This window comes from Umezawaea sp. Da 62-37 (genome assembly GCF_032460545.1).
In the GTDB taxonomy this organism is placed as follows: Bacteria; Actinomycetota; Actinomycetes; order Mycobacteriales; family Pseudonocardiaceae; genus Umezawaea.
In genome coordinates, this window is record NZ_CP135965.1 from 7,222,009 (window position 1) to 7,235,186 (window position 13,178).

13 protein-coding genes and 1 tRNA gene are annotated in these 13,178 nt (G+C 67.4%); 12 read left to right on the top strand and 2 right to left on the bottom strand.

All coding sequences use genetic code 11. The annotated features are described in order from the left end of the window. The first annotated feature begins 92 nt into the window (after positions 1-92). The 12 genes from RM788_RS33310 (at position 93) to RM788_RS33365 (ending at position 11,413) form a co-directional block, all read left to right on the top strand. On the top strand, positions 93-1,454 hold the full coding sequence (locus tag RM788_RS33310) for a tetratricopeptide repeat protein (RefSeq protein WP_315922512.1): 1,362 nt from the start codon (positions 93-95) through the stop codon (positions 1,452-1,454). Further along, positions 1,451-2,755 carry a hypothetical protein gene (locus RM788_RS33315; RefSeq protein WP_315922514.1) on the top strand — a complete coding sequence of 435 codons (1,305 nt, stop codon included), beginning with the start codon at positions 1,451-1,453 and terminating at the stop codon, positions 2,753-2,755. Before RM788_RS33310 ends, RM788_RS33315 begins: the two co-directional genes overlap by 4 nt. Positions 2,756-3,310: 555 nt before the next feature. Beyond that, positions 3,311-3,386, top strand: a tRNA-Leu gene (locus RM788_RS33320). A 113-nt stretch (positions 3,387-3,499) separates the two neighbouring features. Further along, positions 3,500-4,420, top strand: coding sequence for a hypothetical protein (locus RM788_RS33325; protein ID WP_315922516.1), 921 nt, complete (start codon positions 3,500-3,502; stop codon positions 4,418-4,420). A 725-nt stretch (positions 4,421-5,145) separates the two neighbouring features. Further along, positions 5,146-6,267 (top strand): tetratricopeptide repeat protein, encoded by a 1,122-nt coding sequence (locus tag RM788_RS33330; protein WP_315922518.1) that lies wholly within the window; start codon positions 5,146-5,148, stop codon positions 6,265-6,267. Then, on the top strand, positions 6,264-6,719 hold the full coding sequence (locus RM788_RS33335) for a helix-turn-helix domain-containing protein (RefSeq protein ID WP_315922521.1): 456 nt from the start codon (positions 6,264-6,266) through the stop codon (positions 6,717-6,719). Before RM788_RS33330 ends, RM788_RS33335 begins: the two co-directional genes overlap by 4 nt. Continuing rightward, entirely contained in the window at positions 6,713-7,780 is a 1,068-nt protein-coding gene (locus tag RM788_RS33340; protein WP_315922523.1) for a helix-turn-helix domain-containing protein, read from the top strand. The genes RM788_RS33335 and RM788_RS33340 overlap by 7 nt, the downstream gene beginning before the upstream one ends. Continuing rightward, positions 7,781-8,842 (top strand): helix-turn-helix domain-containing protein, encoded by a 1,062-nt coding sequence (locus tag RM788_RS33345; protein ID WP_315922525.1) that lies wholly within the window; start codon positions 7,781-7,783, stop codon positions 8,840-8,842. Continuing rightward, a complete protein-coding gene (locus tag RM788_RS33350; RefSeq protein WP_315922527.1) occupies positions 8,839-9,678 on the top strand; it encodes a helix-turn-helix domain-containing protein in 840 nt (279 codons plus the stop codon). The genes RM788_RS33345 and RM788_RS33350 overlap by 4 nt, the downstream gene beginning before the upstream one ends. A gap of 139 nt (positions 9,679-9,817) precedes the next feature. Continuing rightward, a complete protein-coding gene (locus RM788_RS33355; protein ID WP_315922529.1) occupies positions 9,818-10,045 on the top strand; it encodes a helix-turn-helix domain-containing protein in 228 nt (75 codons plus the stop codon). Positions 10,046-10,325: 280 nt separating this feature from the next. Continuing rightward, positions 10,326-10,763 carry a hypothetical protein gene (locus tag RM788_RS33360; RefSeq protein ID WP_315922531.1) on the top strand — a complete coding sequence of 146 codons (438 nt, stop codon included), beginning with the start codon at positions 10,326-10,328 and terminating at the stop codon, positions 10,761-10,763. Positions 10,764-10,873: 110 nt separating this feature from the next. After that, positions 10,874-11,413, top strand: coding sequence for a hypothetical protein (locus tag RM788_RS33365; RefSeq protein ID WP_315922533.1), 540 nt, complete (start codon positions 10,874-10,876; stop codon positions 11,411-11,413). 158 nt (positions 11,414-11,571) lie between these two features. Here the strand turns inward: RM788_RS33365 and RM788_RS33370 are convergent, their stop codons facing one another. Together RM788_RS33370 and RM788_RS33375 are read right to left on the bottom strand one after the other, a co-directional pair. After that, a complete protein-coding gene (locus RM788_RS33370; protein ID WP_315922535.1) occupies positions 11,572-11,784 on the bottom strand; it encodes a DUF397 domain-containing protein in 213 nt (70 codons plus the stop codon). After that, positions 11,784-12,842, bottom strand: a complete 1,059-nt coding sequence (locus tag RM788_RS33375) for a DUF5753 domain-containing protein (RefSeq protein ID WP_315922537.1) — start codon at positions 12,840-12,842, stop codon at positions 11,784-11,786. The genes RM788_RS33370 and RM788_RS33375 overlap by 1 nt, the downstream gene beginning before the upstream one ends. Positions 12,843-13,178 lie beyond the last annotated feature (336 nt).

Genomic DNA, 13,178 nt, shown 5'->3' on the forward strand with positions numbered 1-13,178 from the left:
TGGCCACCTGGCGGCACCCCTGAACTGCTCATCACCGCACTGACTGATCACACCAACACCCTGACGACTTGTCCTGGAGCACGACCATGCACATGGCCGAACACGACCTGCCGCCCGCCGACCTGGATCTCCTTGCCGTATTAAGGAAAATCGGTGACCCCGGCCTGACCGCCGACACGATCAGCCTGCTCGACCTTCCCGATCACGACGTCGACCAGACCTTGCGACGGCTGATCGATCAGGAACTGCTCCACCAGGTCACCGATCCGACCGGCACGGTCCGCTACCCGGCCACTCCCGCACCGGATACGGCCAAGGACGACGATCCGGCCAGCCTGTCGGACACAAACCACGGCCCGTCGTCCACTGTGTCGCAGCGCGCGGCCCAGGCTCTCGCTCGACTGGTCGAGCACTACACCATGCTGATGTCCTCGATTGCCGAGACCCTGGAGCCGGGCAAACACGCCTACTCCGATCTGCGGCGCTCGGCGACACCGTTGGCTGACCGTGCCACCGCGCGCATGGTGTTCGACCGCGAGCACCATGCGCGCGGTGGCACGGTCATGGCCGTGCTGCGGCTGGCCGTCGAACTGGAACTCTGGGAGTGGGCGTGGCGGCTCGGCGAGGCGCTGTGGGTGCCGCTGCGCTCGGGCAGACACATCGAGGACGTCCTGCTCTCCCAAACCTTCGCCGTTCGTGCCGCCCGTGTCGCCGGGGCCGATGACGACCTCGGGCACCCTTACGAGTCCACCGCGTGCGCACGGGTCGCCTGGGCGCAGAGTCGGCTGGGCCGCACCGCTGACGCTGCCGCACTCATTGAATTCGCGGTCGCCGTGGCCGAAGGCCACGGCGACGGCAGAGCGCTGGCCACCGCCTTGTCGGTCTCGGCGCAGACCTTGGTGGCCGACAACCGGCTCGACGACGCGGTCGCCATGTTCGACCGGTGCATCGACCTCGACATCCGTAACAGCGCCCCGCCCTGGGTGCTCGGAGTGCGGTTGCGCCAGCAGGCATCGGCATTGAGCAGCCTGGGTCGCAAGAAGGAGGCATGCCGGGCCGCCCGGTTCGCGGTCGGGCTGATCTTCGGCGATCCGCGTCCTCGCGGGTTCGACGCGGCACGGGCGCTGATCGTCTACGCCGAGATCCTGCTCGACCTCGGCCTGACCGAGCTCGCGGATGAGGCGTTGATCGACGCGAATGCGTTCCTGGATCCCGACGCCGACCGCGTCCATCACGCCGACGTGCAGGCACTGCTGTGGACGACCGCCACAGTCTTGGGCCAGCCCGACGCCGAACAGCACCGCGGCCGCGCCATCACCGCCTATGAGCAGGCGGGTGATTCTCGACGCGCTACCGAACTACGCGCGCACCCCACCCCCCGGATGCCCGTCACCCCGCGACAGAGCACCCCGCCCCCGTCGCAGGAGAACCCCGAACCTGAGGCTGACCGGTGACGGCGACCGCTACGACGGGGATCAAGCACGAGTACGGAGTGTGGAGCCCCGACATCGACGCCGAGGTGGCCCGCCAGTACGGCCTCGGTCTCGGGCTGTCCCACCTCGCCGCGATCACCGGGAAGCCCCGCAGCGCACTGACACGGATGCTGGCCGGGAGCGGCACACCGTTGCGACACCGGCACGCACGGCCTGATCCCGAGATCGTGCTGTGGGAAGCCGACCCCGTGCTGCTCGCCTTGGTGCTGCACGAACAGGACGTGATCGCCCGGTACCGCCCGCCGGGCGGTACCGGGCTTGGCGCCAGGGTCCGGGGCCTTGTCGGCCGCGACACCCCACGCCTGATGGACCGAGTCGAAAGCCTGCCAGCCGCCCAACGCGCCGACGCGATGCTGCGGCTCCTCATCGCCTGCCCCTACGCCCCCGGCCTTGCCACGCTGGACGCGTTGACCCGTGCCGGGGTGGCCGCCGCAGAGCAGGGCGACCCGCAAACTGCCCCGGCCGTGTACGGCTGGCTGGCGCTGCTGCACGCCACTACCGGCCAGTGGAAGCAGGCACTGCACCACAGCACCACCGAGAACCAACTTCACCTAGACCTCGACGGCGGCGTCGACGCTCTCGGTGACGAAGTGCACGCCGCGGTGCACGCGCGGTGGCGCCACGCCGCACTACTGGCGGCCGCGGGAGACCACGAGGCGGCGGTGCACGTGCATACCGCCTTGGACCTCGTGCTCACGACGCTTGCCGACATCCACGAGCGCATCACCACAGCCCGCAGTCTTGCGGATGGATACACCCGCGCGGCACTGTTGCGGGCCAGGGCCCGCAACCACGCCGCACTGGGCACGCAAGCGTTGTGCGCCCATTACGTCCAGACTGCCGTCGACGCTTTAAAGGACGCCTGCGACCTGTTCGTCCATCTGCAGGTCCACCTCGCCGACCCCGTCCTGCACCCGATACTGCCGATGTTCGAACGGAGCATGGCGCTGTTCGCCCTCGGCTACGCCCGCAGCGGACAGAAGACCGGCACCGGGCGGTACGAACTCCAGGCCAGCGCCGGTTTCCTGATGCTCATACCCGCTCTCGACGAGGACCTCGACCGGCGTGGCGACGACATCGTCCGTCGAATCAGGCCTGTTGCACGGGGTGAGACCGAGCCTTTCCCGCCGCCGCCCGCACGCCTGCTGCTGCCGCGGATCCACCTGACGGACACGACACGACGGCTGCTCGACGCCGACGTGGTGCGGCGCGTGCCTTGCGCGCCGTTGGCCACGTTCCCCGACCTTGCGGCCCTGCACTGAGTACTCGGCCCGCATCGTCGATCGCAGAAGGAGATCAGTATGTCTACCACCATCGGAGCAATTCCGGGCGACCGGTCCACGACTTGTGTGGCGTTGCCGCGCGGGGTGCTGATCGTGGTGTTCATGCTCGTTCCGCTTTCGCGCGTCGATGACGTCGTGTGGCATGTCCTCACGATGGTCGCGAGGGGGAATGCTCGCATCACCGAGCCTGCGGTTGTTGGCTGGGCGCTGGTCACGGATGTCGTTGGCCGCGCCCGTGACGGCCGCCGCGATCGACCTGATGCTGCGCGGCCGGAACATCTCCGTCGTGCTCATTGTGTCGATCGGTGCGGTCACGGTGCTGGACTTGGCCGTGTTGCTGTGTTTTCCGCGCTGCCGGGTACACCAACACCATCGCGTTGGTACCCCTCCCGCGCGCTGGCTCCCACCCCGCCCTTGGCCGAGCACCACCAGACCGGCATCTCTTGCATGGCCACCGCACCTGATCCCCCTCTTCGCGCCATCATGCGAATTCCACGATCACTCGTTCTTCGGTGAATACTGCTTCCACTTTTCGCCTTCGTAGCCCAATTGGAAGAGGCGAGCGCCTTAAAAGCGTTTTCTGGTACGGGTTCGACTCCCGTCGAAGGCATCGATGCGACGTCGTCGACCTCCAACTTCAAACCTACTGGGTATCACCAGGTAACCGGTAGGCCCACCACCACATGAGCCGCTCGGAACATAGTGTCAGCGAGGAAGATGTAGATGCGCGCCAAAGCCCTCCGTGTGCCGACCGCACTGGCCCAGCACCCGGACCGCACGCTAGACGGTGGCGCGGCACTGCTTCTCGCCGAACTGGCCATGAGGATCTCGTGCGGATCCGACGACGCCTGCCGCGTCGTCACGCGACAGGAACTTCAGGTCATCGTGGCAGCGGTGCGGCCGGCCGTCACGACCGGTGCCGCAGAGGACGGGGTCCTGCTGGCGCGGCGACTGTGGGCCACGGCAGAAGCGATCGGGCTCGATGCCGACTGCGCCGATGAGCTCGCCGCCGCCGGCGCCGCGGCGGCCGCCGCAGCCCGTGATCCGCAGTCATTAGGTGAACTGTTGCGATCGACCTCGCTGTGGTTCCAGCAGCACGGTGACTTGATCAAAGCCGAGAAGTGGGCCACCTCGGAGTGGGAGGTCTGGCGACGTCTGGGACAGACGTCGCTGATGGCGGAATGTTTGTGGCGCCGGGCGGACATGTTCGTCGTGCGAGGTCGTGGTGAGCGCGAGCTGGGCTGTTACGAGCGCTTGGAGTCGCTCTATCAAGGATCCGATGCGTCCGCGCGAGCCGATCTGGTTCGTGTGGTGGCCGCGAAAGGCATTGCGCTGCTTGCTTATGGAAACGTGGAGGCGGGATTGGTGTTGTTGTCACGCGCGGACAAAATGGTTCGGACGTCGCCCGATTTTCCGCCGGTCGAGCAAGCTGCGGTAGTCGAATGGACCGGCCGCGCCCTGTGGGCGTGCGGTAAGACCGGGACCGCCCGGCGACGGTTCGTCGCCGCTCTGGCCCTGCTGGTCGACCACGACGACACCGCTGCCGACCGGGTCCGGCAGTTGCTCGCCCACGACCAGAGCAGCGAGTTGCTGCCCATGTCTGCACCGTCGAGACGCTTGTCCGGCTTAGGCAGTCAGCAGTGAACCCGGCCGGGTCCGCGACTGTGCCACCACGGCAGCAGGCGGTCACGCACCACCTCCACCACATAGCAAACACCCGCCCACACCACGACATCAGACCGAGGAGGACGGCACCATGGCCCACCAACCCCCGTCACCGCCGGGACATCCGGCCAGGCTCAATGTCAACGGCGCCCCGGCAACCAGGAGGGCGATACACCAGGTCGCAGTCCGTGAAGGCGCTACCACCACGGAAAGTTTCCGTCGCCTGATCAGTTATGGCTATCTGCTCTACACGGCGACCCGGTGGGACGGCGCCGACCTGTTGATCCGCCGAGATGGGCAAGTGGAGCGCATCCTCCTCGCCCACTAGCGGTGCCGACACTTCCCGTTACCGATTCTCATGATCCGCCGTGGACCGGTGTGCCTGATCGGCACCAGTCCGGCCTGCAACCCTGGGAGGCGACCACCTCGTGACGACCGCACTTCGGCCCCTCTACGACGGACTCGGGGCTGACGCGCAAGGCCTGTTCCGCTTGCTCGGCACCCAACCCGTCACCGGCTTCTGCCTCCCGACACTGGCCGCGGTGATCCCGCACTCGCAAGGAAATCCCACCGAAGACGCTGACGACGATGACGGCCGGGCACGACGGGTGCTCGATGAACTCGTTACGGTCGGCCTGCTCACTCGCCAACCAGACGATTCCGGAGCCTCCACCACGGATACGTCCGGATCGGATTGTCCGCTGTTGACGGTCGATGAGGACTCGCGCGAACTGGCCCGCCAGCTGACCGATCCCACGGCCAACCATGCCGCACTGGTACGGGTAGTGGATCACGCGCTGTGGTCGAGGCTGCATGCCGCCGACCTCACGATCACCCCGCACCGGCGCCGCACCGCCTACCCCGGCTTGGCCGAAGACGGCAGCGGTGCGGGTGAACCGGTGGCCTTCGCCGACCGCGTGGAAGCGTTGACCTGGCTGGAGAACCACCTCGACACTCTGACCGCCTACGCCCATGCCCTGCACGAGTCCGGCGAACACCAACGAACCTGGCACCTGGTGGACGCGTTGTGGCCGTTGTGGCTTCACCGCAGGCACTACCCGGCATGGCTGGAACTGGACGTGGTGGCGCTGCGATCGGCCGCCGCCGCGGGTGATGAGTATGGCCAAGCGGCGATGTGCACACGGATCGGTCTGACACACACCTCCCTGGCCGACTACGACGCGGCCGCGGAAGCACTGCGAGCAGGTCTCGCGCTGTGGTTGGGGCTCCGGGACCCGCAGGGACAGGCGGACTGCCGCAGCGCACTGGCGGATCTGCACCGCGCCGTCGGGGACGTGTGGGCCGCCGACGAACAGTTGACGCTCGCGGCCGTGCTCTACGCGCAGGTGCAGGCACACCGTGAAGAGGCGTTGACCCGACACCGCCGCGGTGCCCTGCTGCTCGACCAACGCAAACCCGAACGGGCGCTGGTGCTGGTGTCCGGGGCCGTCGAGGACTTCGCCGCGTTGGCCGAGCCCGACCCGTACAACCACGCGCGCGCCCTGATCGACCTCGGACGCGCACACACCGGACTGGGCAACTACACCGCCGCCGCCGCGGTGCTCACCGAAGCCGAGATCCTCTTGCGTGAACTGGACAACCACGCCGAACTCGCCCAGGTGATGCTCGCGCGCGCCGACTTGGCCGACGCACGCGGCGAGCCTGGTGGGCGGGAGTTGCGCGAGTCCGCGCTGAGGTCGCTGGAGATCGCGGGTTCTCCTCTCGCCGAGTCGCTGCGGCACGCCCTGCACCCCGAGCCCGGTCCCGAGGCCACCGCGGGCGACCTCGACGAGCGACCGGCCTCGACGACCGGGAACCCGTCGTGACCGACTCACCGCTACCTGCCGCAGCTGCGCGGTTGCCGGTGGCGCACCTGGATTTCTCCGCTGCCGTGGAACCGCGCGGACATCGCGCGGACACGCGAATGCTGACCCCGAAGACCGCGCAGGTGATGCCGGGCCCGGATCGACGACGTCTCGCAGGATGCCTACGCGAGCGATACGACGCCGGGGCCAGCATCGTCACACTCACCCGGAACCTCGGAGGTTGGCACATGGTGCACAACCTGCTGATCGAAGCCGAGACCGATTTCCGGCCGAACGATGGCTATCACGGTCGGCAGTTCGCGGCACGACCACCGGCCGAAGTGCTGGCCGAGATGGTGCTGGCCGGAACAGGGCAGGGCGATCACTGTCCTTGCCTGCTGCACAGCAAGGACCCGTGGCAGCTTCTGTTCGAGTTCCTCGACGAGCGGAAAGCACGGAGGCGGGCGTGGTGAGCGACTCGACATCCCATGAACACGGGAAGGGCGTGAAGCCCCACGAACGGCTGACGGGTGACCGGCGGGCGGTCATCGCCAAGGACTACACGCGCAGGTACGAGAAGGGCGAATCCGTGCGCCGGATCGTCAAGGCGACCGGCAGGTCCTATAGGTCCGTTCACCGGCTGATCGAGGAAGGCGGAGCGGTTCTCCGAGCACGCGGCGGTGCACACAGGCCACGACGCCCTCGTGAGCAAACGGTGCCAACTCTGAATCTCAGTGAGGTAGATCAACCGGTGGATGTGGGAAAGCTCGCGCCTCGTAAGCACATCACAGGTGGCGAACGGAAAAAGCTGGCCAAGACATGCCGCCTGCTCTACGAGGACGGCGAGACCAGCCAGGCAATCGGGAAATTCATGGGAAGGTCGCGCGCCTTCGTGGCACGGCTGATCGTGGAATCTGGTGGCACTATGCGGCCCCCAGCCACTCAGCCCAAGAGGGACACGACGTCACGTCGAGAGCTGGCAACCGCTTTGCGGAAACAGTATGAGGCAGGAGTGTCTATAAAGGATCTAGCTACGTGGGATGTCGGATCGCAATACTACGTCCGCAGGCTTCTTCACGAGGTGAGGACGCCGATGCGCAAGAGCGGCCCTGTGTCACAGAATGTCAAGCCCCGCAACGTGGTGCGGGAATCGCCGGCGGCGCAGGCGGCGCGGCGACCGTTGGGGCTGGAGTTCCGACGGCGTTATGAGGGCGGTGAAAGCCTGGAAAAGATCGCCGCGACGGCCGGGATAGCTCCCACTACCGTGGCCAAGCGCATTCGGGAGGTAGGCGGCAACGTTCGGATAAGCACCCTACATGTCTCCAAGCAGCCCGCGCGGCGGCGGGAAGCCGCGCGGCTCAAGGTGGAGTACGAGGCCGGCAAAGGGCTCACGGAGTTGGCCGCAGAGAGTGGTCGGTCCTCGTCGTACGTACGGAAACTCCTGGGCGAAGCAGAAACGACGATGCGCAAGCCGGGGGCTTCGAGCCACCGGAGCCACCGCCGCTCCCGAGACGCGAACGGAGTCGGGCTGTAGATGAATCGTGAGGACTCAGTGATCCCGGCGAACGTCGAAAAGCCCGTGATTCCTGCACAGGATGGACCTGACCAGCCGGTGGACCTGGTGAAGCTGGAGCCGTGTAGGTGGATTGTCGGTGAGCAGCGGACGGCGCTTGCTGTCAAGTGCCGATGGCTGTACGAGGACGGCGGTACTGCCGAGGGGATCGCGCAGGAGATCGGAAGGTCGAAAAGCTTCGTCGCGAGGCTCATCGTGGAGGCAGGGGGAACGATGCGGCCACCCACGAACCAACCCAAGCGACATCCTGTGCCACGTGCGGAGTTGGTGGTCGAGCTGCGGCGGCGGTACGAGCTGGGAGCGTCCTCGGAAGACCTTGCCAGGCCGGACATCGGATCGGGCAGATACGTCCGCACGCTTCTCCGCGAGGCAGGGACGACATTGCGCAAGGGCGGAGGAGTCTCACTCGCGCAGCAGGCTCGTGGCCGTCGAATTGCGTGTCAGCCACTGGTGACCATGCCCGGTCACGACCAGTTGATGGACCAGGACAGATCACCTGTGGGCCCGGATGAACCGCCCGTAACGCCTCTGTACGTCACGGACCTAGAAGAACGGAGGGCGTGGGGGCTTCAGTTCTGGCAGCGCTACCAGGACGGCGAGTCGACCGCGGCGCTGGCGGCAGCCATCGGGAGGCCGCGTGGGTTCGTGGTGAAACTCATCGCGGAAGTCGGTGGCACGTTTCCTCGGAAACGGACACCCGAGGAGTGCCGAGAACTGGGCGACCGGCTGCGCCGCGACTACGAGCGGGGCCTCACCATTGCCGAGTTGGCTACACCAGACGTCGGTTCCGAGGCTTACGTCGGCAGCCTGCTCCGCGATGCGGGCACCCTGATGCGTCCCTCTCAAAGGCGTCGGAAAGTGGTGGCCGAGAATGTCCGTGGCCGCAGCGTCCCGCCTCAGGACACGCCCATGACAGAGGTGGCGGGCTTCACGTCGACCACGGTCGGGACCGGGGAGGCGGAGACCTTGTCCGATATGTGGGATCGCATCAACCATGGTCCTCGAACCGGCGGCATGCCGTGACGGCGCCGCAGCGGTCGACGCTGGCCCGCGAACGGCTGTCCCGTGAGTTGCGCAGGCTGCGGTCCGAGGCCCGGATGACCGGTACGGCCACGGCGCAGGCGACCGGTATGAGCCAGTCAAAACTCTCCAAGATCGAGAACGGGATGCTGCTCCCGTCGGTGATCGACGTGGAACGCCTGGTCGCGGAGTTCTCCGCCACCAGGGAAACCAGACTGGAACTGGTCGAACTCGCCCGCCAACTGCACGCCGAGGTCGAGACGAGGCGGGTGATCCTGCACCGAGGGGCACACCGCCACCAGCAGACCGTGGCCCACATCGAGGTCCGCGCCACCACCAGCCACTTCTTCCAACTTGCGGGCGTCCCCTCGCTGTTGCAGAGCGAGAGCTACCTCCGCGCCGTGTTGGCCGCGACACCAGACAGGGAACAGGAGGCTGCGGTGACGAGCCTGCGCGCCCGACGCGCCCGGCTCGACGACCCGAACAAGAAGTTCGTGTTCCTCCTGAGCGAGAGCGCCCTGCGGTGGCGGATGGGGTCGGCCGACCTCATGTGCGACCAGATCGACCACCTGTCCCGGACCATGCGCCGCCCCAACGTCTCGCTGAGCGTCATCCCGTGGACGACGGACGCGAACCTCGTTGCGCTGCACGGGTTCCAGGTCTACGACGAGCGCGTGGTGACGATCAGCGTGCTGACCGGGAACGCCACGATCACCGACCCGCACGACGTCCGCGAGTACGTCGCGCTCTTCTCGAGACTCGAGACGCTGGCTGCGCGCGGCGACAAACTCGAGGCCCTGCTGGCCAGGATCTCCAGAGACCACAGGCAGCTCGGCTAAACCCCGACGCTCGCCCCGGCCACGGTTGACATGAGCTGGTGTCCGTCGGACCTCCGGCCCGCAAGTTCGGCAGCGGCACCTCGTCCGCCAGTCGAACAATCCTGCTTGTCACAGCCCCGAAGGAAAGGACGAAGCCGCGATGACCAAACTCAAGAAACATGCCCGCATCACCGGCACCACCCGCGCCGACCTGGCCATCGCCCTGAAGAAGAAGTACGAGAAGGGCGCCCGCATCCGTGAACTGGCCGAATCCATCGGACGGTCCTACGGCTTCGTGCACCGCGTGCTCGGCGAGTCCGGTGTGAGCCTGCGCGGACGTGGCGGCGCCGCACGCACCAAGAAGCACCGACCACGCCGCTCCACCTGACACGACCAGCCGGAACCACCGCCTGCCACCACCACACTCCGAGCAGGCCTTCCCGCGACCGATTGGATCCCAAACGATGCCCCCACCACCCACGCCAACCGAGCAATCCGACAAGCGGCAGACGCCCGCCACACCACTTGGTGCTCACCTGGAGCAGATCCGCGACATCCTGGCCCGACACGACATCGATGCCGACCCTGCCGAGGTCGGCACCCATGCCGCGGAACTCGCACGCCACGATGCCGGCAACGCCCAGTATCAGGCCGGTCATGCGGGTGGCATGACCGTCAAACTGCTGGGACACCTGCGCACGGTGCTCGGCCTCGCCGGCCCCGTTGCGGTATTCCTGCTGCAGCCCATACCGGAGATTCCACCGCTGAGCCGCTACGCCCTGGCCGCGTTCGTCCTGACAGGCGTGTCGACCTACCTCTACACGTTCTGGACCGGCCGACCCCGAATCGCCCGGATCCCTGGGGCGGAGGCCTCCGGGTGGCTGGGCGTGGTCGGCATCCCCACAAGCGAGCGAACACCGGAGCGCTACCTCGAGCACTACGTCCTGCGCGCCATCACCCCGATCCGGGCCTACGCGGCGGAGGCCGCCGACAACGGCGACATCGCCCACGGCAGGCACCTGCGCAACCAGCACAGCAACCTCGGTCTCGCCGCGGTGATGCTCACCGGTGTGGTGTGCGCCGTCCTGCTCGTGCTGCGGTGGTGACACCGACTGCGAACCTGCTGCTGATCACGGCAACCCACATCTCGCGCCGCTTGCCGCTGCCAACCCGCCGGGCCGGCGACCGAACCTTCTCTCCGCTGAGGAGTATCGACATGACCGGTTTCTTTCAGGAGTTCGACCGTCGAACCGCAGCGCGGGCAGCCGCCGACGAGTTCGTCGCGGCCTCCCAAACCAACGATCCCGGCGCGGGGCTGCGTCCTCTCGGCCGAATGGAGATCACACACGGCCTGGCGGGGGTGCGTGACCTGGCGGCCGAGGTGTTGCTGATCCTGCACCGGACCTGCCCGCCGGACTTGCGCACCCCGCGCGGTGGCCCCGATCTGAGCTTGCTGGTTCCCGCGGTGGACGACCCTTTCGAGGTACTCGCCGCCGCAGCCCATCTATCCCATGCCGAGGACCGCGACGTACCCGACGCCTCCGACATCAGCCGGATCGAGCACTCCGTAGCCACCGCGACCTCCGCGCGCCAGATCCTCCAAGCCGCGTTGGACTCCATCACCGAACAGCCCGACGACACGGCAGGCTTCCTGGCGGCGATCGAGTTGCTTGCCCCGCTGGCACGCGGGGACGTCATCGCCACCTTCCCGCTGCTCGCTCTTGCCGTTCGCGCCGCGGCGCCGACCGCGCGGTGACGGACTCTTCCGTAGCTGAATGGCCGGCGAGATTGCGACGTCGCGAACCCACCCTTCCATCCAGCTGACACCGGGGGCGTCGTGTCGATAATCGGCAGACGCGGTCTCGGTGGTCAGACGGCCATCTCAGTCGGACTCTTGCCGGATCCGGCGTGTGGTCAGCTGCTGCAATGGAGCAGGAACCTGTTCCAGGACTCGGCCGGTATCAGCAGGCGTCCCTGGTCGGGGGCTTTGCTGTCGCGGACGGCGACCAGGCCGGGGACGCGGGCGATCTCGACGCACTGGCCGCTGCCCGCGGTGCGGGAGCTTGTGCGCCACCCGGCGACGTCCCAGTCAGGTTCCAGCGGATCGAGTCGCGGACGGGTGTTCATCAGTCGACCTCCCTGATTAGGCCGCGGAGATACTCCACGCTGGCCTGCGGTGTCAGGGCAAGGTCGACCAACACGTCGAACACACGGCGGTAGCCGGTGATCTTGTCCGGGTCGTTGACCCAGTCGCCTGTGAACAAGGACTCCAGGTAGACCGTTCCGGGATCGGCGGCCGCATGGATCGGGAAGTCCATGATGGTGAACGGGCAGTGCTGGCCGGGATGCAGCCGTGTGTTTATGGGCAGCACCCGCAGGTCGATGGCCGGGTTGCCGGCGTGGTCGACCAAGCGGCGTAGTTGGGCGCGGGCCAGGGCCGCGTCGGTGGCCAGCACGAGCTGACGCAGCGGAGTCTCGGCCAGCACGATCTGCAGCCGCGGTGGCTCAGGGCGGGTCAGGATCTCTTGTCGGCGCAGGCGAACCTGCACGCGCTCCTCGACCTCGGCCACGGCCACGTCGAGGTCCATCTCGTGCTCGGCATCGGCCAGGTCGAGGTCCCTCTTGCGTTTGGCCTCGGCCAGGTCGAGATCCACGACGGTGATCATCTCTCGGGCGTAGTCGGCGGTTTGCAGCAGACCGGTGATGCCCAGCGGATCCCACAGGCGCAGGGTGTCGGCGCCTTCCTCCAAGCCCACGAACCGACCGAAACTCTGTGGACCGGACAGGTTGGGGTTCTTCGGGTCGATGTACCAGCGTGTGGCCTTTCCCAGGCCGGTGCGATGCCACAGCGACTCGAGCCTGTCCGGTCGTGCGCACGTGGCCGTCCAGGTCTGCAGATCGCCGTAGGTGGGGCGTCGTTCCGCGGTCTCCAGCATGTGGATCTTGGACGGTGAGCACGCCAGAGCGGTGACGAGATCGCGGCGCTCCAGGGCCGCGTCCACGCGCATCTGCCGCAGCTCGATGGAGACCTGTCGTTGCAGCACGACCGGGCTGCTCTCCCGCCTCCCGGCTAGTTGCTGCGCCGATGGTCGATCGGTCGCCACGTGGTCCCGCCTTTCCGCCCGGCCCGGCGGCGGCACGACCATCGGGGCGGTCCGCTTGGACCACTCCGCGTAGCGCGACACCACCCATCCGGGTGCACCGTGTGAAAATTACAAGTTGTAAAATTCACAAAACCGGGGCGGGTTGTTGCCGGCCCGGTGACACAAGCACCGGGCCGGCGGCCACCCGCACCGCCATGTTTGCCAACAGTGCGGTCATCCTCTCGCGAGAGGCACGGTGACCGCCGGCCCGGTGTGCTCACGGTGCCCGGACCACGTCCCCGCGGATCGTCACACCGTGCGGCCGCTCCGACCGATGCCGCACGAGCGTGACGAGTTTCCGCAGCTCCCAGCCGTGTCGATGAGCAGACAGCGGACGTCGACGCTCACCGACCGAGGTGGGTCGTCGCACCGGGCGCA